This window comes from Prochlorococcus marinus (assembly GCF_001180245.1).
In the GTDB taxonomy this organism is placed as follows: Bacteria; Cyanobacteriota; Cyanobacteriia; order PCC-6307; family Cyanobiaceae; genus Prochlorococcus_A; species Prochlorococcus_A marinus_F.
Genome location: NZ_CVSV01000131.1, coordinates 224,689 through 249,163, shown reverse-complemented (window position 1 = coordinate 249,163; position 24,475 = coordinate 224,689). Strand labels below are relative to the sequence as shown.

Here is a 24,475-nt window from a genome sequence, read left to right as displayed (position 1 = left end):
TCTATGCTTAATAAATTTAGTCGAAAAAATTAGGGTTTTCAGAAATTTTAATATTAATTTAGCTCAAAAAATTTATTTCTAGTAAATCTAAAAAATACGGCTTAGGACAAATTCTGGAAGAGCCATTAAAGCTCTTTTATATTCTGAATCAGGAAGCCAGACTATAGCTTCTTTAGAAAGCATTGCAAAATCCTCAGCTAGTTTCCTTGAACTTTCAATAGCTTTAGAGTTCATGATGATGTTAAGTGCATCATCTAAATCATCTTTTTCAGCAAGTTCTCTGTTTATTAGAACTGACAATTGTTTATTTTCTTCTAAGGCATATAAAACAGGGGCGGTAAGATAACCACTGGCAAGATCACTTACAGCAGGTTTTCCAAGTTGTTTATCATTTCCAGTAAAGTCAAGAATGTCATCTACAACTTGGAAAGCCAAACCAATATTTTTGCCAAAATCGTACAAAGAGGTTAAGTTTTCGTCATTAATCCGACTCAAAACTCCAGCTGCTTTGCAACTATTGGCTATTAGTGATGCTGTTTTACAATAACTTTTATTGATGTATTTGGAAAAAGATTGAGCTGAATCAAATCTATTTAAATTTTGTTTAATCTCACCCTCTGCAAGATCCATTATTACTCTACTAAGTAATTTAACTACATTTACATTGTCTAGATTTGCTAAGTGCCAACTTGCTTGAGCGAATAAAAAGTCTCCCGCCAAAACAGCTACTCTGGTATTAAATCTACTATGAACTGTATCAACTCCTCTTCTTGTAGACGCCTCATCAACCACATCATCATGGACTAATGAGGCTGTATGAATCATCTCAGTTATTTCAGCAAGCCTTTTATGTTTGGTTGTCAAGCAAAATTCAGGAGATATGGCTTTTGAAATCAACAAAACTATTCCAGGTCTCAACCTTTTCCCCCCAGCACTAAAAAGGTGTTCTGCTGCGGCTTGAAGAATTGGGTGACCAGCTCCTATTAGATTTTTCAGTTCCAAAATAAGATCATCAAGATCATTTTCAACTGGTTGTAGTAGCTCTGTTACTGTATTCATGATTGACCTCTTTTATATCTTAAGGAATCAAACATTACTTCGGAGGTTAACCAACCTAATTTCTTTATTAATTCCAAGCCAAAATTTTACTTTATTGGAAAACTCATCTCTTTCTGAAGTAACAAAAAATTTTACATTGTCGAAAGAAATACTCTCATAGCGGTCAGTTTCTGGAATATTAAAAGTTTCATTAAATTTTTTTATTAATGCTACTGATGGATCAATAATTTTTATATTTGAATCTAATTTTTTTCTTAAAAAGTCATAAATTAAAGGATAGTGAGTACATCCAAGTATTAATTCTTCAATATTTTTGTTTATAAGTGGTCTTAAGTATAAGTCTGATAGGATATTTAACTTATCAAGATTTAATTTTTCTTTTTCAATTTCTGATACAAATTCTGGACATTCTTGCTGAAATATTATTTTATTCTCTTTTTTAGCATTTATAGCTTTCTCGTAATACGATGATCGAACAGTTGTTTGCGTTGCCAGGACACCAATTATTTGTTTATCAACAATTTCCGATACTGAGTTTATAAGATCAAAACAAGGGACCTTTAGCTTATCTTCTAGAATATCAAGCGCACACGCATTTGTAGTGTTACAAGCAACTAAAAGTGCATCTAAATTCTTATCAACAAAAAAAGTACAAATCTCCTTTGCAATTAATCTAATCTCTTTAGGATTTTTGTTCCCAAAAGGTATCCTTTTTGTATCCGCCAAATAAAAAACTTCTACATCTTTACGAGTTTTTAGTAAAGAATTAAGGATAGTAAAACCACCTATTCCGCTATCAAAAATACCTATTTTAAGTTTCACCCTACTTTATCTAAATATTCGAGGATGCCTTTTGCAATTGCATAGGCTAATCTTTTTCGGTGGGTTATTTTCTCTAATCTTCTTGCATCTAACCTTCCCGTTAAAAATCCAATTTCTACAAGAACTGCGGGCATCCTAGTATTTTTAATTACATAAAAACGACCTTGTTTAACCCCTCGATCAGGACTTCCAGGGGAAACTCTTAAAATTTGTTTTTGAATTTTTTTCGCGAGTAATCTTCCTCTCCACCCTCTGTAATAAAAGGTTTCCAATCCATTTATGTCTCTTCTTTTACCTCTTGAGGCATTTGCATGAATACTTACAAAAATATCTGCATCCGTATTATTAGCAATGGAAACTCTTGGAGGCAAATCCAAATCAACTTCATTTGTTCTAGTCAACCTTACTTTGACACCTTTTTCAGAAAGTAAATTTTTAACTATTTTTGAAACCTCTAGGACAACATCTGTTTCTCTAATACCACCTATACCTATCGCTCCTGGATCAGGTCCTCCATGCCCTGGATCGATTACAACCTCAAACTTGTTTAGTTTTACCTCTGGTAGTTTCAAGTAACCATAATTATTTTTCTTCTTATGAATTACATTTTGATTTGCTTTGAAATTTCCTCTTTTCTTTTCAACTAAACCTTCACCAATTTTTTTAAATGAATATTTTGAGTTAAATAGTTTAATTCTCCATCTATTTTGATCTAAGCCAACCATTTGCCAAGTCAAAGGGTTCAAATAAGTCTCTTCCTTAAATTCAATTACTAGTCTTGTTTTACCCTTGTCTGGTTTACCTAATCTAATTTCTTTTATTGGGCCATTACCTTTTATTGTTCTGGGAGTTTTTAATTCTCCTGGGAAATCTACCCAGAATCTATCTCCCGATATTTGGTTAGCCTTCTGAAAGTATGCTTTTAAATTTGTATTTGATTTAGTTCTTAATTCTAAAACCCCATTAGTATTAATAGCCCATGCGGCAAGGGCACTTGAAGATTTAACTGGAAGGATTGAAGAATTTAAAAATAAAAAAACGGATAAATAACGAAAAAGTTTATTAGCTAAAAACTTTATCATTACTTTGAAAACAATTTGTTTTTTCTATGTTTAAGGCTTGGCATCTGCTCCCTAATTTTCTTCACTCTTTCTTTATCAGCTGGAGCTATTGCAGCTCCCTGAGTTTTTCCCGCATCAGATAAAACTGTACCCCAAGGGTCGATTACCATTGCATGGCCATGACTTTGCCTTCTTCCATAATGAATGCCAGTTTGAGCTGGAGCGACTACATATGCTGTATTCTCAATTGCTCTTGCTTGTAATAGGATTTGCCAATGATCTTTTCCAGTGAATGCTGTAAAAGCTGCGGGAATCATAATTAGCTCAGCACCATTGGAAGACAAATATCTATAGAGTTCAGGAAACCTAACGTCGTAACAAATCGATAATCCTATTTTGCATAAACCTGGGACATCTACAACAGGTGGATACTCTTCTCCAGATAAGATAGTGGATGATTCCTTGTATAGATTTCCATCTGGCAAATCAACATCAAACAAATGAATCTTGTCGTATTTTGCCAAAATCTGTCCATCTTTCCCAAATAAGGCTGACCTATTAAAAGTATGACTATCATCACCAGCAGGGACAGGATACCCTCCTCCCAAAAGAAATACTTGATATCTTTGTGACATAGTTTTTAGAAAATTTGTACACTTCTCTGACAATTCAGAAGCTAATCTAAGTTTTTCATCATCTCCTCCTAAAAAAGCAAAATTCTCAGGCAATCCTATTAACTCAGCACCTCTTCTAGCAGCTAATTCAATCTGTTCTTCTGCTTCAGTAAAATTTTCTTCAACATTTGAAGTACTCGTAATTTGCAATGCAGCTACCAAAAAATCAGTCAAGACTTTACTCCTAATGAACCAATTCGTAAATCATGATGCACGAATCACACCTCTTTCAACTTGAGCCGGAACAATATCTAAGCAATCAAGTTCAGAGCAACATTTAAAATCATCCTCATAATCTCCAAGACTTGTCAATCTTTTGCCATGGGTTGCTGTTTTTAAACATTTCAAAATATCATTTTTCCAGAAATCCCAAAGTGCCAAAGCAGATTGTAATTCGTCATTCATAATATTAATTTCGAAATCACAGTTCTGTTTTAGGTAAGAAGCCAAAGCACCAGCCGCTAAAGAATCCTCAAGTGAATAAGAACCTTCCCAACCACTACCAAGTATTAAAACATTTTCACTTTTTAATGAAATTATTTTTTCGGCAACTGCTTTTCTGTTTGGGAGACCCATAGCAAATAAATGCTTAGCATTTTGAACTTTTTGCAATGATTTAGTCCCATTAGTCGTACTCATAAATAGTCTTTTACCATTAACAACTTTTTTTGTAACTGATAAAGGAGAATTTCCCAAATTAAAGCCCTCAATCTTCTTTCCGCCTCTCTCTCCAAGCATTAGTCTTTTTTCAGCTTGCCACTTAATTGCAGATTCTTTTAATAAATCTAAATCTGCAAAAACTTGTATTGAATCAGCTCCATTTTTTAAAGCCCAAGAAATTGTGGTTGTAGCTCTTAAAACATCAATGACCACTGCGACGTCTGGATTATTTTCAGGAACATCCTTTGCAACGTGATAATAAGTAAGATTAATAATCAAATCCCTTTTCTGTTTTTATTATAGAAAACAGTTACTTAATTTGATTATTTTTTTTTAAAAAACAAACTTATTGATAATATAAAAATAATTTGTTTTTACAGAAATTTTATCAAGTAATTAATTTGAAAATGAATAATATCCGCACAATAAAAGGTGGAGTAAATTTAAAAGGAAAAGTAAAAGTACCTGGAGATAAATCTATTTCTCATAGAGCTCTAATAATTGGAAGTATTGCTAAGGGTGAGACGACTATTGAGGGGTTCTTACATTCTGAAGATCCACTTTCAACTGCTGATTGCCTAAGAAAGTTAGGTGTAAAAATACCTGAAATAAAAAAAAATGAGCCTTTTAGGATTTCAGGATTGGGTCTAAATGGATTTAAAGAGCCCAAAGAAATTCTAAATTGCGGGAATTCGGGAACCACCATGAGATTATTAATGGGGTTACTTGCCGGTCAAGAAGGCAAGAATTTCATCTTAAATGGTGACATTTCTCTTAATGAAAGGCCAATGGGGAGAGTGGGCAAACCATTATCTTTGATGGGTGGCAAAATTTATGGAAGGGAAAGGGGTAACAAAGCTCCAATCTCAATTGATGGTAATAAATTAAAAGGGTGTGTAATTGGAACCCCTGTAGCGAGTGCTCAAGTAAAATCTGCAATCTTATTGGCAGGCCTCAAAGCTTCTGGAACCACTTCTGTTATTGAACCAGCTTCTTCAAGAGATCATACTGAAAGAATGTTAAAAGCATTTGGAGCAGACATCAGTATAAGAGGAGAATTAGGAAGGAATGTCGTTATCAAGTCAGGGGGTAACTTAATTGGCCAGAGAATATTGATTCCTGGAGACATAAGCTCGGCTTCTTTTTGGATGATTGCGGCATCTATTGTTCCAAATTCAGAGATTTTAATTCAGAATGTAGGACTAAATCCCACTAGAACCGGGATTTTAAATGTAATGGATTCAATGGGGTGTGATTATGAGATTTTAGATAAATCGACTATTGCAGGTGAACCTATTGGATCTATTAAAGTAAAGACTTCAAATAATTTAAGATCATTCACTATTGAAGGAGATATTCTCCCTAAACTTATAGATGAAATTCCTATCCTTACTGTGGCTGCCTGTTTTTGTAATGGGGTTTCTGAAATTAAGGATGCACAAGAATTAAGAGTTAAAGAGACAGATCGATTAAAAGTCATGGCAAGACAGTTACAAAAATTCGGTGCTGAAATAACAGAAAAAGAGGATGGGTTAATTATTAATGGGCAATCAAAATTTCATTCTGCGGAGGTAGATAGTGAGACAGATCATCGAGTAGCAATGAGTCTTGCTATCGCTTCACTTCTTGCTAAAGGTACCTCAAAAATCATGAGATCTGATGCTGCTAGCGTCTCGTATCCCACTTTTTGGGAAGAGCTGGCCCAACTAACTAATTAGCCTAAAAAAGTTTTTGTCTGAATTAATAGAAATTTTAACTAAAGATGGTACATACTCTTTAAGAAGTGTGTTTTTTCAAGAGAACTTCCATAGTTTATTGGGTGCATTGGAGGAAACAAAGTCAAAGTTTACAGCTACTTCTAATTTGCAAAGATTTAAGGGCAAATCTCTAAGTGTTTTGGATATATGTTTTGGTTTAGGATACAATTCCGCTTCTTTATTAGATGAATTAATTAAACAAAAATCATATTTAAATTTGTATGCATTGGAGCTTGATAAAAAGCCTCTTGAATATTCGCTTAGAAATGAATCTTTCCTTAAATTATGGGATCCAAAAGTCAAAAAAATATTTGAATCACTTTATCGAAAAGATTACTTTGAGGATCAATTTTTTAAATGCAATATTTTGTGGGGTGATGCTAGAAAAAAAATCAACATTATTCCTTCCTCTATTAAATTCGATCTGATTTATTTAGATGGTTTTTCTCCTCAAAAATGCCCACAAGTATGGACGATTGAATTTTTATCCAAAGTAACAGAAAATCTCAATCCTTATGGTTATTTAATAACTTATTCTTCATCAGCGGCAGTAAGAAAAACTCTAAGAAATTTTGGATTAGAAATTTTTACTATTAAGCCAAGTTTTAAAAACAGACCTTTTTGGAGTCAGGGAACTGTCGCAATATCAAAATTTGATAAGGATAAATTGAAACCTAATTTCAATTTTGAAAAGTTATCTTTAATGGAAGAAGAACATCTCTTAACTAAAGCTAGTATTCCATATAGAGATCTAGATTTGAACTCAAGTAAAGACGATATAATCAGGAGAAGACTAGATGAGCAATTATTCTCAAATCTATTATCAACAAATAAATGGAGAGAGAAGTGGGGAATGACGAAGTTATCCTTTAAGAGTTAGATTTGAATTAGGATTTCAAATAAACATGTTAAGTGTTGCGATATTAGCGGCAGGTAAGGGCACTAGGATGGAAAGCTCATTGCCAAAAGTTTTACATAAAATTTCTGGCAAAAGTCTTCTACAAAGAGTAATTGACTCATGTGTCGAATTAAAGCCCGATAAGATTTTCGTAATTACTGGACACAAATCAAAAGAAGTGCAAAAGTCAATCCCAAACGATAAAAGAATCCATGTTGTTGTTCAAGAACCTCAATCAGGAACCGGTCATGCTATCCAGGTACTTTGTAAAGAAGTAAAAAAACATGAAGGAAAACTTTTGGTACTAAACGGCGATGTGCCACTCATTAGGCCTAGTACTCTTAAAAGACTTCTATGTTTACACGATTCAAAAAATGCTGATGTTTCTTTAATTACTACAAAGAAAACAAATCCACATGGATATGGCAGAGTTTTTTTGAAGGGGAGTTTTATAGAGAGAATTGTTGAAGAAAAAGATTGCAATGATTTAGAAAGAGAAAATCCATTAATCAATGCAGGTGTTTACTGTTTTAACTGGGGTAACTTATCAGAAATTATTAATAACTTACAAAGTAATAATAATCAAAATGAGATTTACTTAACAGATACAATATCTCTGCTAAAAAATTCCTCAAGTCTCGAGGTAGAGGATAATGGTGAGCTTCAAGGAATCAATAACAGAATTCAACTGTCAGAGTGCGAGGAATGTATTCAGAATTCAATTAAAGAAAAACATATGCTTAATGGTGTAACTTTTATAAATAAAGCAAGTTGTTCAATTAGTGAAGAAGCTGAAATTGGTAAGGATGTAATCATAGACGCTAATACTCACATTAGAGGAAATACGAAAATAAATAGTCATTGCATTATCGGTCCAAATACTTTTATTGAGAATTCTAATGTGGGATTAAATTGTGAAGTTTTAAACTCTACTGTTTATGATTCTCAGATAATGGATAATATAAAAATTGGACCTTATAGTCATATAAGACCTAATTCCAAAATATCTTCCCATAGCAAAATAGGTAATTTTGTTGAGATCAAAAATAGTCAACTAGAGGAAGAATCTAAAGTAAACCATCTTAGTTATATTGGTGATTCTATTATTGGAAGCTCTACAAATATTGGAGCAGGCACTATTACTGCAAATTTTGATGGACAGAAAAAACATCAAACAAAAATTGGCAAAAATTCCAGTATTGGAGCAAACACAGTTTTTGTAGCACCAATAAATCTAGGAGAATCAGTAACAACAGGTGCTGGTTCAGTGATCACAAAAGACTCTAAAGATAATTCATTAGCGATCTCAAGAACTAAGCAAGTAAATATAGAGAATTGGAAAAAAAGAAATCCTGATTTAGTTAATTAATTCAATAATTTTTTCAAGTTGCCAACATCTGCTCCCTTTTATAAGAATAGAATCACCTTTTTTTGTAGATTTGTTTATCTCTTGAGGTACTTCTTTAATATTATTTAAAACTAAGAATTTATTCTTGTCTTTTAGATAATTGGAGTAAATTTTTTCATTTTCTTTATCGCAAATAAATAAACACTTTTCTATATCGGAATTATTTATTAAGTTGAATATTTCTTTGTGATACTTTTCAGATTCTTTTCCCAATTCTTGCATACTTCCAAATATGAAAAATTTATTTCTCGGTTTTTCAAGTAGGTTTTTAATACATGCTTTTACTGACTCCGGCGAAGCATTATATGATTCATCATATATTGTTGTTTTTACTGATTTAAGAATTTTATTTCTTCCACCTAAACTTACAAAATCAAATTTATTAAAACTTGCAAAATCAATGCCTAGCTCTTTAGCAACTGCATAAGCAAATAAGAAATTCGAAGCATTGTGAAATCCCTCAAATGAAATTTCAAAGGTATTTTCTTCAATTAAAATTGTTTTACTCGAAGGATTATAAAATCCTCGCAAATTATCATCTTTCTTAAAACTATCCTTTTGATTTTCTATATTTAATAGTTTTACTTTTATCACTCTACCTTTCCAAAATCCTTTTAAAGTTTTTTCTAGGAATGGATCATCTGCTGGAATTATTACAACTCCCTTTGGATTTAAGAACTTGCTAATTTCACACTTTGCATGAGTAATATTTTTTTTTGAGCCCAACAATCCAATATGAGCTGTCCCAATGTTAGTAATAATTGCAATATCGGGTTCACTATATTTAGATAAATTCTCGATCTGTCCAAGACCTCTCATCCCCATCTCAAGAACTAAAACTTTATCTTCTATATCTGTAGCAAGAATAGTAAGACCAACACCAATCTCATTATTGAAATTTGCATGAGATAATTTAATTCTTCCAAGTTTATTTAAAACTCCACCAATCATTTCTTTTGTTGTGGTTTTACCCACTGAGCCAGTTATTGCAACAATAGGGATATTTAATTTTTTTCTTTTTAGCAATGCTAATTTTTGAAAAGCCTCTGTTGTATCATTTACAACCCAATAAGGAAAATTACTAGGCAGTAATCTCTGCATCCCTTTTTTAATTACAACAGATTTAACTCCTTTATTTAAAACCTCTGGAAGAAAACTATGTCCGTCAAAATTTTTACCCTTGATAGCTATAAAAAGATCATTTTTTAATAGAGTTCTACTATCAATACTTATATTTTTAAAATTCAAAAAATCTCTTTCCCCCTCTCTAAGATTTCTAATATCTCCCAAAACATCATTTAATTCTGATAAAGAGAATTCCATTAAAAAATTAAGTCATACTTTTTTTTAAAGATGGATCAGCTGATTGTCCGTAAGAAAATTTTTCAACTTCAGCAACATCTGGCGATGGTTCTTTTATTCCGCAAACATCCTTATACATAACTTCGTATTCAAGAGCTGATCTTTGCCAACTAAACTCTTGGCTCATGGCTCTTTTTTGCAGTAATTCCCAACTATCTTTATGCCTAAAGGCTTCCCAGGATCTTACTAAAGAAGTATAAAAATCTATAGGTTCAAAGCGATCAAAGCAAAATCCCGTACCACTATTATTTTCTGGGTCATGAGGTAAAACTGTATCAACTAAACCTCCAACTCGCCTCACTATAGGGATAGAGCCATATCTCATAGCAAGGAGTTGACTAATCCCACAAGGTTCAAATCTACTTGGCATTAAAAATGCATCAGAGCCACCGTAGATAAGCCTTGATAAAGAATCATCATAGGTAAGAAATACTGAGAATCTTCCAGGGTAATCTAATGCCAGTTGCCATAACCCAGACTCTAAATATCTATCTCCAGTCCCTAAAACAGCAATTTGAGAATCTGTATAGGCTAATAGTCTTCTTGAAACTTGTAAAAGTAAGTCAACCCCTTTCTGATCAACTAACCTACTGACCATACCTAAAAGATATTTTTTAGGATTAACTTCAAGACCCATTTCTCTCTGCAGAATTTTTTTATTTTCTAGCCTATTTTCTAAATTCTTAATACTGAATTGTGCAGGTAAAACTGGATCTTTGGCTGGATTCCATTCATCAAGATCTATGCCATTAAGAATTCCCCTTAATTTACCTGAAATGTAATTAAGTAATCCTTCTAGACTCTCACCGTATTCATGGGTTTTAATCTCATCTGCATAAGTCGGAGAAACAGCATTGACCCTATCTGCATACAACATTGCCGCAGCCATCGTGTGGTCTCCATGCATATACCAAGGACACCAAGTCATTTTTTCAAGTTTCCACCTCCAAGGGCCTTGGTATTTTAAATTATGAATTGTGAAGACAGTACTAATTTCGGGATCCTGATGCATCCAGACAGGAATCATTCCAGTATGCCAATCATGGCAATGGAGAACTTGAGGCTTCCAACAATTCCAGGAAAATTCTGCAGTGGCACTAGCAAAAAATGTAAAGCGCCAGTCCTCATTTTCGCCTCCATATATTTGGTCAGAGTCAAATGTTGGATGACCCACAAGGTAAATCACATAATTATGAATAGGATGTTTTGCTTCATATACGGCAAAATCAGTGCCCATTGTATTTGCTCTAAAGACTGGTTCATTCGACACCTCTAAAAGACTCCACAATTTTCCATACCCTGGAATTATTACCCTTACATCGTGACCAAGTTTTATCAAAGATGGAGGCAACGAACCAACCACATCTCCCATACCTCCAACTTTGATCATTGGAGCACATTCAGCAGCGGCAAGAAGAATTCTCATTGATAATTATTTAAAAAAGTTCTTTTGAAAAATAAACTAGGGTGTCCACTTATAGTCAGAAAAGTCTGGTGGACGCTTTTCAAGAAAGGCATCTCTACCTTCTTGAGCTTCTTCAGTCGAATAGAATAATTGAGTTGTGTATCCAGATAATTCTTGAATACCTGCAATCCCATCATTCTCTGCATTGAATGAAGCTTTAAGAATACGAATAGCAGTTGGACTATTTCGTAAAATCTCTCTTGCCCAGATTACACCCTCAGCTTCTAATTCTTCAATCTTTGTAATTGCATTTATCAAGCCCATCTTCAGAGCTTCCTTGGAATTATATTTTCTACACAAAAACCAAATTTCTTTTGCTTTTCTTTGACCAACAAGTCTTGCTAAATAACTAGATCCAAAACCCGCATCAAAACTACCAACTCTTGGACCTGTTTGACCAAATATTGCATTTTCAGAGGCGATACTGAGATCACAAATTAGATGAAGTACCTGCCCTCCTCCAATTGCGAAACCAGGAACTAAAGCAATTACCACTTTAGGCAAACTTCTTATTAATCTTTGAAGTTCAAGTACATTTAATCTCTGCTTCCCTTCATCATTTTTATATCCATTTTTACCCCTTACACTCTGATCACCTCCAGAGCAAAAAGAATAAATGCCTTTCTTGTCAGGTCCCGCACCTGTAAAGAGAACTACGCCAATAGTTTCATCATTTCTTACGATATCAAATGCGTCAATGAGTTCATCTACAGTTTGTGGCCTAAATGCATTTCTTTTTTCAGGCCGATTAATTGCAATTCTCGCGATTCCCTCATCTGATTTGTGAAACAATATATCCTCATAAGATTTGCATTCTGACCAATTTAAAGTTGTTTTTCCAGGTAATACTTTCATGAAACCTAATTATTCATAGATAGAAAATGATAAATTTAACTGCCAATTATTTTTTCTAGCAAGGCATTTTTTTCACAAATTTCATTTTCTGGATCAACATCAACTTTAATTATTACAGATTTCTGGCTAGAAATGCTCCAATCTAATGCCTCTCGTAATTTTTTAAAATTTGCCACACTTTTAAAGATTACTTGATAACCCTCTGCGAGTTTTGGCCAGTTTATTTCTTTTGGCATAAGAAATAGTTTTTTTAATTCATCTTCTTTTAAATTTTTCTTATAAATACGATTAAATATATTTCCGCCATTATTATTTATTAGAAGAATTGTTAAATTCATGTCGATTGAATTTTCAATCAGCCAACCGTTTATATCATGAATAAAAGCCAAATCTCCAGTCACAAGAAGTAGAGGATTTTTAATTCTAGAAATACCTAATGCAAGAGATAAAGTACCGTCTATGCCAGAAGCGCCCCTAAAGCTGAAACAATTTCTTGTTAAAGTACCATTCTCTGAAAATGTGAGCCAATCTCTAATCGGACTACTCGCGGAGAGCATTATAGGATTTTCAGTTGGCCAAAGTTTTGGAACAAGATTTGCAAGCATATACTCAGTAATTTGATTATCTTGATTAATTTTCTCTTTTAAAATTTCTTTAATCTGCTCGCCTTCCTCTATTAGATTTAAAGCCATCGGAGTAAGAGACTTTTTGTTCTTTTCGTTGATTGATAATTCTTCTAACAATTGAGTAGTGAAATTTGATAGCCCAAAATCATATTCCAATGATTTTTTTATAGGGTCCAATTTTCTATAGTTTTTTTCTTTTATTAGAATTTGTATCCCTTTGAAGTTTGTCAAGAACTTCTCCAAATCAATTGAGGATGACATAGGGCCAAGCCTCAAAAGTTGATCACAATTTATTGAGTTTTTATTTTTTCTTAAGACTAATTCCCAATTCACGACTAGTCCTCTCAAACTAGAATAAACACCTGAAACAGGATCAGCAAATACTGGCCAACCAGTAATCTCTTGTAATCGTTCTAAAGACTTATTGAAAGAAGTTAAATCGTTTATGGAACCTTGATAGGGACCTACCAAAATAATGCCGGATTCATCTAAATTTAAATTTTCTGAAATTTCAAGGAATTTGTTTTTATCAGACTTTATTTCAACTTCCTGAAATATATATTTTTTCTTTAAATAAATTCTCTCAAAAACCTCTAAAACATTTTTTTTATTTAAAAATGAAATACCTAAAGGCTTATCTATAGGAATATTTAAATGAATAGGGCCAGGGAAGGTGAATATTTGTTTCTCAATAGTTCGAACTAAATTCAAGATTTCATTTTCTTGTGTTTCATGAAGTCCATTTAGATTTGTACTTAAAACTCTTCTGCAGACTGAACTCAAAAAATCTTCTTGATTTACTGTTTGATTAGCGCCACAATCTTTTAATCTTAAGGGTCTATCTGCAGTAAGAAATATAATACTTTTACAAGATCTGTCTGCCTCAACTGCTGCTGGCAATAAGTTACTTACAGCAGTCCCAGAAGTCGTTATAACTAAAGAAAGATTACCTGATGCAGCAGAAATCCCAAGAGAGTGGAATCCCGCAGATCTCTCATCTATTGAATTAAAAATATTTACCAGTCCTAATTTATTTAATTCTCCAGCAGCTATTGCTAAAGGTGCGGATCTACTTCCAGGACATATTATTAAATTTTGAACTCCTATTTTTATAAGAAGATTCAAAAGTTGTAAACTTCTAAGAAAATTTTTGCATTCAATAGATGATGTCATAATTTATATAAATGCTTTGGGATTTTCCTTATAACTGAATTAAATAAATCATGTCTACAACTCAAGAAAAAAGAAATTCAATAATAAAGGATTTAAAAAATCTTTTAATCTGGATATCTATAGCTTTAATTATACGATGGCAGGTTATAGAGCCAAGATGGATCCCATCTGGTTCAATGCTTCCAACTCTTCAAATACAAGATAAAATTCTTGTTGAGAAACTAACCCCCAAAATCACATCTAAATCAAATCTTTCAAAATTAAAAAATAAAATAGTTGTTTTTAACGTTCCGGAACAATTAATTAATGCTGGTTATGAAGCAGATACTGCACTAATAAAAAGAGTAATTGGAATACCTGGAGACAAGGTAGAAGTAAGAGATGGTAACCTTTACTTAAATGATATCGCTCAAAACAATTACGTTTTTGACAAAAATATTAATTATTCAATGGGGCCTTTTATTGTCCCAGAAGAATCATTATGGGTGATGGGAGATAATAGAAATAACAGTATGGACTCACATATTTGGGGATTTTTACCCTATGAAAAGGTTATTGGTAAAGCTATTTTTAGATATTGGCCGTTCAATAAAATTGGACCTATTCGGTTCCCTGCCCTTAATAATTTAGATTAATGGGTACGTGATGTTGTAGTGTTTGTATATCTTGAAGTTGTAGAAATGTTTAATCCAGAATTTCTTGCTACTGAAAATAATGATCCAAACGATGAAAATGATTTAATCCAATATTTACAAAAACAATCTCCAGAAGTTTTGCAAAGAGTAGCAAAATCAGCTAGTGAAGATATTCAAGAAATTATTAGACATAATGTTCAAGGTCTTCTTGGAATGCTTCCTTCAGATCAATTTGATGTAAAAATAACATCTTCAAAAGACAACATTGCTAATTTATTATCTTCTGCAATGATGACAGGATATTTCTTAAGACAAATGGAGCAAAGAAAAGAGCTGGAACAAACTCTTAAAAATGATGAAAACATGTCTATTGAAGAATAGTTTTTAGAGATTTACTTCTTCAGGAATTATTCCTAGTTCAAATAACTTTTTATATAAACCCATTAAAAATTTATTATCCTCAGGAAGTTTGTCCCACTGTTGGGAGTTAATTTCATCAATTAATTTTTGACAATCTTCTATTGTAAATTTTATCGGGGCCGTAAAATGAGCTGGAATCAAATATTCCATATCTTCAAAAGACTTGATATTTTCTAACCATTTAAGTAAAACTTCTTTTGAACGCGGAAAAATTAATTTTTGTAAAACTGGTGCAATTTGAATCTTAGGAGTATCTTTACCCATTATTTCAATAAGAGAGGATTCCCAATCTTCATCCCATAAAAAGGGATAAATACCGAAATGAGATCTCCAATTTCTAAGATCTTTTTTGAATGAATACTTAAATATTTTTTTTAAAGGTGGAATGTTTAATTTACCTGGTTTCAAAAAAGAAGAAAATAAGACTAACCTTTTCCATCCTTTTTTTCTTTGTTCGATGGAGTCAATCAAAGGTTCATCGCCTCTCTCTCTAGCATGAAAAAGAAGTGGTGTTGGATCAAAATTAAATATCTCAGGTGGTGTTGAGTCTATTCCAACTATTGCATCTGTTACATGAAGAGTTTTTGTAGGATAATGGTAAAAGCTTATCTCCTGATATCTTCCAAGACCTAAATTCAGTGGACCTAATGAAGACCATTTAAAGGAGTTTGAATGCGGATTACCATCCTCAAACAGTATTTTTGATCTTTTTGATGGAATTCCTAAAAAATCTAGTGGGAGATTTATGGGGAAACTCCATTGTCCAGGACAAAGCCAAATTTCTGCATCTTTAAAAATTCTTGAAAGAGCTGGCAGTCCGATTTTATGTTCTAGTCCAGAGGCACTCGGTAGAATTATTGTTTTTACGTTGCCGTGAGTCGCAATTAGTTTTTCTAACTCATTTATTAGTTCTTTTGTCGGAGGCAGTGGATTTATTAGCATCAATCCATCATCAACTTTCATTACCGTCATTCTTATTGGAACCGCAACATAATAAAGTCCCTGTATTTGTTCCAAGGACCATATTTGATCAGGAATTAATTCCCTAAAAATTGTTTTCTTTTTTCCATAAGGATATAAGGGGAATAATGGCCACCAATTCCATTTTTTATTTAAAGAATCTTCCACCACTATCATTTATGCCCAGCAAACAATTTCTTTAACTTAAATATTCCGTATCTTGGAGCGAATAAAAAGGCAAATAAAAATATAAAAGTTTGTGCTAAGACAATTGATCCACCTGTTTCAAGATCAAACCAAAAACTAACATAGATACCTATTAAGCTTGAGATAATTGCACTTAATACTGAAATCACTGTCATATTATCAAACTTATCCGTAAGTAAATATGCTGTAGCCCCTGGTGTAATCAACATTGCAACTACTAAAATAATTCCAACAGACTGCAAGCCCACAACAGCTGCCAAAGATAAACATGTGAGGAGTAAATAATGAAGAAAAAAAACGTTAATCCCAACTGTTTTTGCATGCCTTGGATCAAAACAATAAAGCATTAAATCTTTTCTAAAAATTGATAAAAGGATAACTACCAATAAAGAAATAAATATGGTTTGTTTTACATCTGAAAGTGATATTCCTAATGGACTACCAAAAAGAATAGAGTGCAGATCAATATTACTTTTAATCTTAGAAACCAATACGATTCCAAGAGCGAAAAATCCAGTAAATACTAACCCAATAACAGTATCTTCCTTAACTCTAGATTTCTGCTTAATAAACCCTATTAAGGCTACAGAACCAACTCCGAAAATAAATGCCCCTAATGAGAAAGGAAGACCTAGTGCATAAGCAACCACAACACCAGGCATTACTGAATGTGAAACTGCATCTCCCATTAAAGCCCATCCTTTAAGAGTCAAATAACTTGATAGTAAACCACAAACAGCGGCAACTAATGAACTCATAAGAAGTGCTTTTCTCATAAAGTCATGAGTTAAAGGATCTGTAATGAATTTATCTAAAGTTAAAAAAGAACAGAGCTCCATAAAATTTAAAAATTAGGATTCAGGTCCAAACAAGAAATCAGGTGAGATCCCTCCAAAAGTAGTTGTAATATTTTCAGGGGTAAACACTTCAGAGGTCTCGCCATAAGCTACAACAGTTTTATTTATTAAAAGAACCAAATCACAAAATTCACGAACATGAATCATATCGTGCGTTGATAATAATATAGTTTTTCCCTCATTTTTAAATTGAATAAATAATTCCGAGATGAGTTTCTCAGTTCTTATATCAACACCTGAAAAAGGCTCATCAAGGAGTAATATTGAAGCTCTTTGCGCTATTGCTCTAGCTAAAAAAGTTCGTTTTCGCTGACCTCCAGATAAGTTCCCAATAGGTGTAGATAAATGATCAGTAAGATCAACTCTCTCAATAGCATCTTTAACCGCCTGAACATCAGACTCTCTAGGACACCTAAAAATATTCATCGAACCATATCTTCCCATCATCACTACATCCCAAACACTTATTGGAAATTGACTATCAATTCCCTCATTTTGAGGAACATAAGCAATTGTCTGATCTTTTTGGGCAGATCTTACAGACTCTCCATTTATTCTGATTTTTCCCTTTGAAATATTTACAAAACCAGTTAAAGCATTAAAAAAAGTTGTTTTACCAGCCCCGTTCATCCCTACTAACCCACAAATCTGGCCAGGTTTCAATCTCAAATTGGCATCATACAAAGCCACCTTACCGTTGTAATCTACGCATATATTCTCTGCATCAATCCTAAAATTTTGATAATTGATTGTTTCCATAATTCAAAAAAGGCCTTTTTTAATCAAATCCAAATTATGCTCAAGCATTTTTATATAGGAACTAGCAGGTCCACTATCATTAGATAATGAATCAACAAAAAGATTTCCTCCAAAATTAGCCCCAGTTTCGTTTGCAACGACCATTTGAGACTCGTTACTTACAGTACTCTCGCAAAATACGGATGGAACATTTTTTTCTTTCACTATTGAGATTGTTCTTGTCATTCTTTTGGGAGTAATTTGACTCTCAGCATTAACTGGCCACAAATAAACCTCCTCTAATCCATAATCATTTGTTAGATATGAAAAAGCACCTTCACAACTTACTAGATACCTCCTTTCTTTATTTAAGTTATTAATAAAAAGTGAGAATTCTTTATCTATTTTAGAAAGTTTATCTTTATAAATTTTTCCATTTTCTTCAAATAATGTCCTTTTTGATGGTCTCAATTCTGATAAAGAATCCACGAGAATATCTACGTATAGGATCCCTCTTTTTGGAGAAATCCAGGCATGAGGATTAGGTTTACCATTATAGAAATCTTCACTGATAAAAATAGGATCTAAATCTTCGGCGACAGTAATTCTTTTAACTTTTAAATTAGAAACAAATTTTTCAGCCCATAATTCAAATCCAAATCCATTATCAACAAAAACAAAAGCACTAGAGGCTTTTACCAAATCGCTTGGAGTTGGTTGGTAGCCATGAACTTCAACTCCGGGTTTTGTTATTGATCTAACAATAAAATCATCTTTAGCAACATTGCTAATTATGTCTGCCAAAACAGTGAAACTTGCCAGTATTACTTCTTTACTTTCATTTTTATTTGATATTCTCTTACATGATCCTGTAGCAAGAGAAAGAAGAAGTATCAAACTTAAAAAAAGAATATTTTTTTTCATATTTAACATTCATCTTTAGATTATGAATTAAAAGAAAGTTTCATAAGTGGTTTTCTAAGATCATAAATAAATCCTTTCCAATTTATTTTTTCTTTTTCAAAAGCTTTTTCAACAATTTTCTCAGAATTTTTCTTTATAAAATCCAAATCAGGTTCTTCTACTCCTTTTGTTATTGCCATAAAATCAGCTAAAGAACTTGATACTACTCTTGTTAAATAAGCAGCACTGACAGCCTGAAATGTTCCAGAGACAAGCCAATTTGGGCCATGTAATTTTGTTATGCCAATTAGAGTCTGTCCACTCCATTCAATAACTCCCTGAGCAATTGCAGTCTTTAAAATCTCTTTGGATACTTTATCTAAAATTTCAGGAGACCAATTACATCCCCATACAGACTTAATTTCTTTAATCATTAAAGAATTTAGTACTGTCATTGCCATAACATCAATTGATGGGATAGGAGATAAGAAAACAGTTGTTGCCACAAGAATTTGATTTTTTCTTTGTATACCTTTTAACTGCATTCTTCTTATTCCTTCGATTTCAGATTGCCAGTCAACATGAAGTTCTTTCAGGAGCCTTTTTTTTGTATTTTCAATATTATTAGATGAACTTATGAAAAACTTCCTTAAAGAAAGAGGTATATTTGTTATTTCACTCTTATTCAAATCAAAAGTAATAATTTTATTTATAAAGTCACTTGAAATTTGAGACTTTAGGTCTTCTATTTGATTTTTGGCTTCTATTTGGTTGGCAGTTAAAGCCACCAACCAAATTGGCATATTTTTAGGAAACTTTTCCAGCCACAAAAAGTCATTTGCCGACAAAGGCAAGTTTATAAAATACAAGATTGCATCACTCTTTAAAGCTTCTTCTGGAATAACTTGAGAAGAATTGTATTTAGGCAGTTTTTCGTATAAATCAAAATCAAACTTATCTGCTTTAAAATTACTTTTCAAAACAGATTGAAAACTTTGATAATTTTTTTGTCCAATGCAACTTATTTTTTCTTTTTCACATCTATTAAGAATCGATTCAAGTATTTTTTGTCTTTTTGAATTCTTTTTTTCTAATTCGTTTGTAGTTTCAAGTTCTTCAAAAAAAGTTAAATCTTCATTACATAGTTTTATCCATCCATCTAAATTATTTGGCTCACTAAATTTAGGCTTATCATTCTTCAAGTAAAAAAATCCCCCCAAACACAACGCAAAAAATCCTATTGAGCCTCCTGCAAAATGAATTAAGTCACTTACAAACCATTCACCAAAACCTAACAATAAAAAAATAATAAGAAGATTTTTTTTTGGAAACTTTATGAAATCCTTTAGAAGGTTGTCTTTACTAATATCAAACACAATACTTTTTTTTTCTAATTTTATTTTAGTGCAAGTTGTGAATGAGAAAAGCAAAATTTCATAAGTCTTTAATCAAAAGATAAAAAATTTAACCCTTTTAAAATACTTATTGCATAACAAGATGCTAAGTTAATAGACTATTTAAATAACTTAATAAACATCAAGATGTCTAATTCAAATTTCAGCAATAATCCTGGACAAGAAAATTACAGAGGTCGTTCTAACAATGAAAGGTCTAATTTCAGAGATAGATCGGGCGGCAGAAGAGATGGAGGAGGATTCCGCATAAGATTGAGTGATAACGAAATGAAAGCTGTCAAATCAATACAAGATGCCTTTCAATTAAGATCTACCGTTGCAGTTCTGGGTTTCTCTGTTAGAACACTTAGCGAAATGATCAAAGACGAAAAATTAATTGAATCAATCAAAGAATATGCAAAAAATAATAAAAACTCTTCGCCGAGTAGACAATCACAAAATCCTTATGAAGAAAAGACAAAAATAGCACCAAACCCTTTTGCAAGACCTGTAAAAAGTACATCAACTGAAAATATCCAATCTAGCGAAGTAGAAGAGGATGGCAAATAAAAAAAGAATTCTTTCAGGAGTTCAACCAACTGGTGAATTACATATTGGGAATTGGCTTGGGGCCATAAATAATTGGGTTACGCTTCAAGAGCAATATGAAACATTTCTATGTGTAGTTGATTTGCACGCGATAACAGCCTCATATAATCCCAAAGAATTATCTAAAAACACTTTCTCTACTGCGGCTTTGTATATCGCTTGTGGAATAGATCCCAATATATGCTCAATTTTTGTACAAAGTCAGATTTCAGCGCATTCAGAACTTTGTTGGATATTAAATTGCATGACCCCAATAAATTGGATGGAAAGAATGATTCAATTCAAAGAAAAATCCATACAACAAGGTAATAATGTATCTATTGGATTATTTGACTATCCAATACTTATGGCTGCAGACATCCTTCTTTATGATGCTGACTTCGTTCCAGTAGGCGAGGATCAAAAACAACATCTTGAACTTGCGAGAGATATTGCACAACAGAGAATTAATGCCAGATTTAGTAAGGATAAAAATATTTTAAAGATCCCTCAACCAATCATCATGAAGAATGGTTCAAAAATAATGAGTTTAATTGATGGTTCAAAAAAGATGAGCAAAAGCGATCCTAATGAGGGCAGTCGCATTAACTTATTAGATCCTCCTGAAATAATCACAAAAAAAATTAAAAGAGCAAAAAGTGACAGTTCTATTGGAATTGAATTTAACAACCCTGAAAGACCAGAATCTAAAAATCTTTTGATGATTTATTCAATATTATCTGGCAAAGAAATTTCTCAATGTGAAAATGAATTCTTAGAGACTGGATGGGGGACATTTAAAAAATTAATTACTGAACAACTTATTGAATCACTAGAACCTATTCAGAAAAAATATAAATTATTAATTAATGATCCCTATCAACTAAATAAGATCCTTGATGAAGGTAAGGAAAAAGCTGAAGATTTAGCAAATCAGACTTTAAAAAGAGTTAAATCAAAATTGGGATTCTTTGAAATGGAGAAATAAATTATGCCAATAATTACATTGCCTGATGGTTCAAAAAAGGTTTTCGAAAAATCCGTAACTATTTTAGAAATTGCCGAGAGTATAGGCGCTGGATTAGCTAAAGCAACAATTGCTGGAAAAGTAAATGATGTTCTTCTTGATGCAACAATTCCTATAAATAAAGATTCTAAGGTTGTAATCATCACATCAAAAGATAAAGAAGGAATTGAAATAATAAGACATTCCTTCGCTCACCTTATTGGTCATGCAGTTAAACAAATTTACTCTGATATTAAAATGGCGATTGGGCCTGTAATTGAAGATGGTTTTTATTACGATATTTTCTCTGAATACAGATTTACTCCTGATGATTTAAGAAAAATTGAAAATAGAATTCATAAATTAATAAAAACAAACTATGACGTTGAAATTTTACAAGTTTCTAAAGAAGAGGCAATTAAAACTTTTAAAGAAAGAGATGAGACTTTTAAATTAAGAATAATTGAAGAAATTCCTGAAGAAGGTCTCATCAATTTATATAAGCACGAAGAATACATCGACATGTGTAGAGGGCCTCACGTACCTAACACTAAGCATTTAAGGCACTTTAAATTACTAAAATTATCAGGTTCATATTGGAGAGGTAATAGTGAGAATGAATCATTACAGAGAATCTATGGAACTGCATGGGCAAAAGAAAAAGAACTCAATGACTACTTAACAAGAATTGAAGAAGCAGAAAAAAGAGATCACAGAAAACTTGGTAAAAAACATTCACTATTTCATATACAAGAAGAATCTCCAGGAATGATTTTTTGGCATCCAAATGGATGGACAATCTACCAAGTACTGGAAAAGTACATAAGAGAAATACTCAAAAAAAATGATTATTTAGAAATTAAAACCCCACAAGCTGTTGATAAATCTCTTTGGGAAAAATCTGGTCATTGGGAAAAATTTAGAGACGATATGTTCACTACCGCATCAGAAAATCGAACATATGCAATTAAACCAATGAATTGTCCATGTCATATTCAAGTATTTAATCAAGGTTTAAAAAGTTATAAGGATTTACCTATACGTCTTGCTGAATTTGGTTCTTGCCATAGAAACGAGCCCTCTGGTGCACTACACGGCCTAATGAGAGTAAGAAACTTTACTCAAGATGATGCACATATCTTCTGCACTGAAGAGCAAATTCAAGAAGAGGTATCTACTTTTATAGATCTTGTTTTCGAGGTTTATAAAACTTTTGGTTTTGATGAAATCATTATCAAATTGTCCACTCGTCCTGAAAAAAGGGTAGGTAGTGAAGATATTTGGGATAAATCAGAAGAGGCTCTTACCAAAGCTCTTGATAATAAGAATCTAAAATGGGAACTACAACCTGGAGAAGGTGCTTTTTATGGTCCAAAAATAGAATTTTCGTTAAAGGATTGTCTTAATAGAGTTTGGCAATGCGGAACTATTCAGGTTGATTTCTCAATGCCTATTAGATTGAACGCAACTTATATAGATATTGATAATGAAAAAAGAAATCCAGTTATGCTGCATAGAGCAATTTTAGGATCCTTTGAAAGATTTATAGGAATCTTAATTGAACAATATGAGGCAAAATTCCCAATTTGGCTTGCGCCTTATCAAATAATTTTATTAAGCATTACTGATAGAAATATTGAAAAATGTTTAAAGTTTAATGAATTAATAAATAATAATGGTTACCGATCAAAAGTTGATATTAGGAATGAAAAAATAGGATATAAAATACGAGAGGCAACTCTCGGGAGAGTTCCTTTAATTGCAGTAATTGGTGATAAAGAAGAGGAAATTGATTCAGTTGCCTTGAGAGCTTTGGATGGAACCAATTTAGGAATTTTCAATTTACCTAACCTATACAAATTAGTGGATGAATTAATAGAAAAAAAAGGGAGAACAGAATAATTTTAGTGTATGAATTTTCTCGCATGTGATTTAGGAGGTACTAAGGTTCTATTGGGAATATATAAAAGAGATGAAAATGACGATTCACCTAAGTTAATTTTTAAAAAGAAATATATCTCTACTAATTGGAATTCTTTTGATCTAATCTTAGAAGATTTTCTCAAAATTGGATGCAAAAATATTACCTATCCTTCTTATGCATGTTTCGCCGTAGCTGGTCCTTTATCTCACAACAAAGCAAAAATTATTAACTTGTCATGGGATATTTCTGGAAATACCTTACAGAAAAAATTTAATTTTAAAAGCTGCGAGCTAATAAATGATTTCGCAGTCCAAATTTATGGAATACCTTACTTAAAAAAAGATCAATATTCTACTATCCAAAGTGTATCTCACTCTGCAGGTGCTAATAATGATTTGCATGCCATTGTTGGAGCCGGGACTGGTTTGGGCATCGCAAGAGGAATAATATCAGGCGAAAAGATAAAAGTTTTAGCTAGTGAAGGTGGTCATGTTGAGTACTCGCCAAAGTCAAAATTAGAATGGGAATTAAAAATTTGGCTTAAGAATTATCTAAAAGTTGAGAGGATATCTTGTGAAAGAATTATTAGCGGCACTGGTTTATCAAGAATTGCCGAATGGAGACTAAGCAAATCTGATGCCAAAAAACATCCTCTACAAAAATATTTAAAAGAAATTAAAATTTTTGATGAAAAAAGAAAAGAACTCCCTGAAAAAATTTGTAATCTTTCTAGAGAAGGTGATCAGCTAATGATTGAAGTTGAGAGGATTTGGTTAGGTGCGTATGCCTCTTTACTGGGAGATGTTGCTCTTCAAGAATTGTGCTTTGGCGGGTTATGGATTTCTGGAGGAACCGCATCAAAACATTTCAAAAACTTTAAATCAGATTTATTTATGAAACAATTTTTCGACAAGGGAAGATTAAAAGATATTCTTAAAACAATACCAGTGAAAGTAATTTTAGATGAAGAGTTTGGACTTTTTAGTGCAGCCTGCAGAGCAAAAATGCTTTTAAAAACTTAAT

General features: G+C 32.4%; 23 protein-coding genes. 9 read left to right on the top strand and 14 right to left on the bottom strand.

Annotation, left to right across the window (positions count from 1 at the left end):
- Nucleotides 1–87 precede the first annotated feature (87 nt).
- From sds to AMO19_RS06570, 5 genes are read right to left on the bottom strand one after another with little or no spacing between them, the layout of a single operon-like run.
- Nucleotides 88–1,059, bottom strand: a complete 972-nt coding sequence (gene sds / locus AMO19_RS06590) for a solanesyl diphosphate synthase (protein WP_075507796.1) — start codon at nt 1,057–1,059, stop codon at nt 88–90.
- Nucleotides 1,060–1,086: 27 nt separating this feature from the next.
- Complete coding sequence (gene murI, locus AMO19_RS06585) at nt 1,087–1,881, bottom strand: glutamate racemase (protein WP_075507795.1); 795 nt, start codon at nt 1,879–1,881, stop codon at nt 1,087–1,089.
- Nucleotides 1,878–2,963 carry an N-acetylmuramoyl-L-alanine amidase gene (locus AMO19_RS06580; protein ID WP_075507794.1) on the bottom strand — a complete coding sequence of 362 codons (1,086 nt, stop codon included), beginning with the start codon at nt 2,961–2,963 and terminating at the stop codon, nt 1,878–1,880. The genes murI and AMO19_RS06580 overlap by 4 nt, the downstream gene beginning before the upstream one ends.
- A complete protein-coding gene (locus tag AMO19_RS06575; protein ID WP_075507793.1) occupies nt 2,963–3,790 on the bottom strand; it encodes a carbon-nitrogen hydrolase family protein in 828 nt (275 codons plus the stop codon). Before AMO19_RS06575 ends, AMO19_RS06580 begins: the two co-directional genes overlap by 1 nt.
- A gap of 30 nt (nt 3,791–3,820) precedes the next feature.
- Nucleotides 3,821–4,549, bottom strand: coding sequence for a 2-phosphosulfolactate phosphatase family protein (locus tag AMO19_RS06570; RefSeq protein WP_075508051.1), 729 nt, complete (start codon nt 4,547–4,549; stop codon nt 3,821–3,823).
- A 128-nt stretch (nt 4,550–4,677) separates the two neighbouring features.
- Here AMO19_RS06570 and aroA point away from each other — a divergent pair, with 128 nt between their 5' ends.
- From aroA to glmU, 3 genes are read left to right on the top strand one after another with little or no spacing between them, the layout of a single operon-like run.
- On the top strand, nt 4,678–5,994 hold the full coding sequence (aroA, locus tag AMO19_RS06565; protein ID WP_179850543.1) for a 3-phosphoshikimate 1-carboxyvinyltransferase: 1,317 nt from the start codon (nt 4,678–4,680) through the stop codon (nt 5,992–5,994).
- Between the two features lie 13 nt (nt 5,995–6,007).
- Nucleotides 6,008–6,913 (top strand): MnmC family methyltransferase, encoded by a 906-nt coding sequence (locus AMO19_RS06560; RefSeq protein ID WP_075507792.1) that lies wholly within the window; start codon nt 6,008–6,010, stop codon nt 6,911–6,913.
- A gap of 25 nt (nt 6,914–6,938) precedes the next feature.
- Nucleotides 6,939–8,300 (top strand): bifunctional UDP-N-acetylglucosamine diphosphorylase/glucosamine-1-phosphate N-acetyltransferase GlmU, encoded by a 1,362-nt coding sequence (glmU, locus tag AMO19_RS06555; protein ID WP_075507791.1) that lies wholly within the window; start codon nt 6,939–6,941, stop codon nt 8,298–8,300.
- Here the strand turns inward: glmU and AMO19_RS06550 are convergent.
- The 4 genes from AMO19_RS06550 to menD are packed head-to-tail and all read right to left on the bottom strand — an operon-like array spanning nt 8,289 to nt 13,820.
- Nucleotides 8,289–9,662, bottom strand: a complete 1,374-nt coding sequence (locus AMO19_RS06550; protein WP_075507790.1) for a UDP-N-acetylmuramoyl-tripeptide--D-alanyl-D-alanine ligase — start codon at nt 9,660–9,662, stop codon at nt 8,289–8,291. The two genes, glmU and AMO19_RS06550, sit on opposite strands and share 12 nt — an antisense overlap.
- A gap of 7 nt (nt 9,663–9,669) precedes the next feature.
- Nucleotides 9,670–11,127: a glycogen synthase GlgA gene (gene glgA / locus AMO19_RS06545; RefSeq protein WP_075507789.1), complete on the bottom strand. Its 1,458-nt coding sequence runs from the start codon at nt 11,125–11,127 to the stop codon at nt 9,670–9,672.
- Nucleotides 11,128–11,163: 36 nt separating this feature from the next.
- Complete coding sequence (menB, locus tag AMO19_RS06540; protein ID WP_075507788.1) at nt 11,164–12,021, bottom strand: 1,4-dihydroxy-2-naphthoyl-CoA synthase; 858 nt, start codon at nt 12,019–12,021, stop codon at nt 11,164–11,166.
- A gap of 35 nt (nt 12,022–12,056) precedes the next feature.
- Nucleotides 12,057–13,820, bottom strand: a complete 1,764-nt coding sequence (gene menD / locus AMO19_RS06535; protein ID WP_075507787.1) for a 2-succinyl-5-enolpyruvyl-6-hydroxy-3-cyclohexene-1-carboxylic-acid synthase — start codon at nt 13,818–13,820, stop codon at nt 12,057–12,059.
- 50 nt (nt 13,821–13,870) lie between these two features.
- On the opposite strand from menD, the gene lepB reads away from it, so the two are divergent.
- Together lepB and AMO19_RS06525 are read left to right on the top strand one after the other, a co-directional pair.
- Nucleotides 13,871–14,455: a signal peptidase I gene (gene lepB / locus AMO19_RS06530; protein ID WP_075507786.1), complete on the top strand. Its 585-nt coding sequence runs from the start codon at nt 13,871–13,873 to the stop codon at nt 14,453–14,455.
- Between the two features lie 45 nt (nt 14,456–14,500).
- The gene (locus AMO19_RS06525; RefSeq protein ID WP_012007422.1) at nt 14,501–14,836 is read left to right on the top strand and encodes a DUF760 domain-containing protein; all 336 of its coding nucleotides are present in this window, start codon (nt 14,501–14,503) and stop codon (nt 14,834–14,836) included.
- A gap of 3 nt (nt 14,837–14,839) precedes the next feature.
- Here AMO19_RS06525 and AMO19_RS06520 read toward each other — a convergent pair whose 3' ends face one another.
- From AMO19_RS06520 to AMO19_RS06500, 5 genes are read right to left on the bottom strand one after another with little or no spacing between them, the layout of a single operon-like run.
- Complete coding sequence (locus AMO19_RS06520) at nt 14,840–16,012, bottom strand: DUF4336 domain-containing protein (RefSeq protein ID WP_075507785.1); 1,173 nt, start codon at nt 16,010–16,012, stop codon at nt 14,840–14,842.
- Nucleotides 16,009–16,881, bottom strand: a complete 873-nt coding sequence (locus AMO19_RS06515) for a metal ABC transporter permease (RefSeq protein WP_075507784.1) — start codon at nt 16,879–16,881, stop codon at nt 16,009–16,011. Before AMO19_RS06515 ends, AMO19_RS06520 begins: the two co-directional genes overlap by 4 nt.
- A 12-nt stretch (nt 16,882–16,893) precedes the next feature.
- A complete protein-coding gene (locus AMO19_RS06510; protein WP_075507783.1) occupies nt 16,894–17,658 on the bottom strand; it encodes a metal ABC transporter ATP-binding protein in 765 nt (254 codons plus the stop codon).
- Nucleotides 17,659–17,661: 3 nt separating this feature from the next.
- Nucleotides 17,662–18,561 carry a metal ABC transporter substrate-binding protein gene (locus tag AMO19_RS06505; RefSeq protein ID WP_075508049.1) on the bottom strand — a complete coding sequence of 300 codons (900 nt, stop codon included), beginning with the start codon at nt 18,559–18,561 and terminating at the stop codon, nt 17,662–17,664.
- Between the two features lie 20 nt (nt 18,562–18,581).
- Nucleotides 18,582–19,916 (bottom strand): YcjF family protein, encoded by a 1,335-nt coding sequence (locus AMO19_RS06500; RefSeq protein ID WP_075508048.1) that lies wholly within the window; start codon nt 19,914–19,916, stop codon nt 18,582–18,584.
- 165 nt (nt 19,917–20,081) lie between these two features.
- Between AMO19_RS06500 and AMO19_RS06495 the strand changes: the two genes are divergently transcribed.
- The 4 genes from AMO19_RS06495 to AMO19_RS06480 are packed head-to-tail and all read left to right on the top strand — an operon-like array spanning nt 20,082 to nt 24,474.
- Nucleotides 20,082–20,504, top strand: a complete 423-nt coding sequence (locus tag AMO19_RS06495) for a hypothetical protein (protein ID WP_075507782.1) — start codon at nt 20,082–20,084, stop codon at nt 20,502–20,504.
- Complete coding sequence (gene trpS / locus AMO19_RS06490; RefSeq protein WP_075507781.1) at nt 20,494–21,510, top strand: tryptophan--tRNA ligase; 1,017 nt, start codon at nt 20,494–20,496, stop codon at nt 21,508–21,510. The genes AMO19_RS06495 and trpS overlap by 11 nt, the downstream gene beginning before the upstream one ends.
- Before the next feature lie 3 nt (nt 21,511–21,513).
- Entirely contained in the window at nt 21,514–23,430 is a 1,917-nt protein-coding gene (gene thrS, locus AMO19_RS06485; RefSeq protein WP_075507780.1) for a threonine--tRNA ligase, read from the top strand.
- A 9-nt stretch (nt 23,431–23,439) separates the two neighbouring features.
- A complete protein-coding gene (locus AMO19_RS06480) occupies nt 23,440–24,474 on the top strand; it encodes a glucokinase (protein WP_075507779.1) in 1,035 nt (344 codons plus the stop codon).
- Nucleotide 24,475: the final 1 nt, after the last annotated feature.

Bases quoted from the DNA above. Each gene is read 5' to 3' on its own strand.
- sds (WP_075507796.1), bottom strand. From the start codon at position 1,059: ATGAATACAGTAACAGAGCTACTACAACCAGTTGAAAATGATCTTGAT.
- AMO19_RS06580 (WP_075507794.1), bottom strand. From the start codon at position 2,963: ATGATAAAGTTTTTAGCTAATAAACTTTTTCGTTATTTATCCGTTTTT.
- glmU (WP_075507791.1), top strand. From the start codon at position 6,939: ATGTTAAGTGTTGCGATATTAGCGGCAGGTAAGGGCACTAGGATGGAA.
- AMO19_RS06550 (WP_075507790.1), bottom strand. From the start codon at position 9,662: ATGGAATTCTCTTTATCAGAATTAAATGATGTTTTGGGAGATATTAGA.
- glgA (WP_075507789.1), bottom strand. From the start codon at position 11,127: ATGAGAATTCTTCTTGCCGCTGCTGAATGTGCTCCAATGATCAAAGTT.
- menB (WP_075507788.1), bottom strand. From the start codon at position 12,021: ATGAAAGTATTACCTGGAAAAACAACTTTAAATTGGTCAGAATGCAAA.
- menD (WP_075507787.1), bottom strand. From the start codon at position 13,820: ATGACATCATCTATTGAATGCAAAAATTTTCTTAGAAGTTTACAACTT.
- lepB (WP_075507786.1), top strand. From the start codon at position 13,871: ATGTCTACAACTCAAGAAAAAAGAAATTCAATAATAAAGGATTTAAAA.
- AMO19_RS06525 (WP_012007422.1), top strand. From the start codon at position 14,501: ATGTTTAATCCAGAATTTCTTGCTACTGAAAATAATGATCCAAACGAT.
- AMO19_RS06520 (WP_075507785.1), bottom strand. From the start codon at position 16,012: ATGATAGTGGTGGAAGATTCTTTAAATAAAAAATGGAATTGGTGGCCA.
- AMO19_RS06515 (WP_075507784.1), bottom strand. From the start codon at position 16,881: ATGGAGCTCTGTTCTTTTTTAACTTTAGATAAATTCATTACAGATCCT.
- AMO19_RS06510 (WP_075507783.1), bottom strand. From the start codon at position 17,658: ATGGAAACAATCAATTATCAAAATTTTAGGATTGATGCAGAGAATATA.
- AMO19_RS06505 (WP_075508049.1), bottom strand. From the start codon at position 18,561: ATGAAAAAAAATATTCTTTTTTTAAGTTTGATACTTCTTCTTTCTCTT.
- AMO19_RS06495 (WP_075507782.1), top strand. From the start codon at position 20,082: ATGTCTAATTCAAATTTCAGCAATAATCCTGGACAAGAAAATTACAGA.
- trpS (WP_075507781.1), top strand. From the start codon at position 20,494: ATGGCAAATAAAAAAAGAATTCTTTCAGGAGTTCAACCAACTGGTGAA.
- thrS (WP_075507780.1), top strand. From the start codon at position 21,514: ATGCCAATAATTACATTGCCTGATGGTTCAAAAAAGGTTTTCGAAAAA.
- AMO19_RS06480 (WP_075507779.1), top strand. From the start codon at position 23,440: ATGAATTTTCTCGCATGTGATTTAGGAGGTACTAAGGTTCTATTGGGA.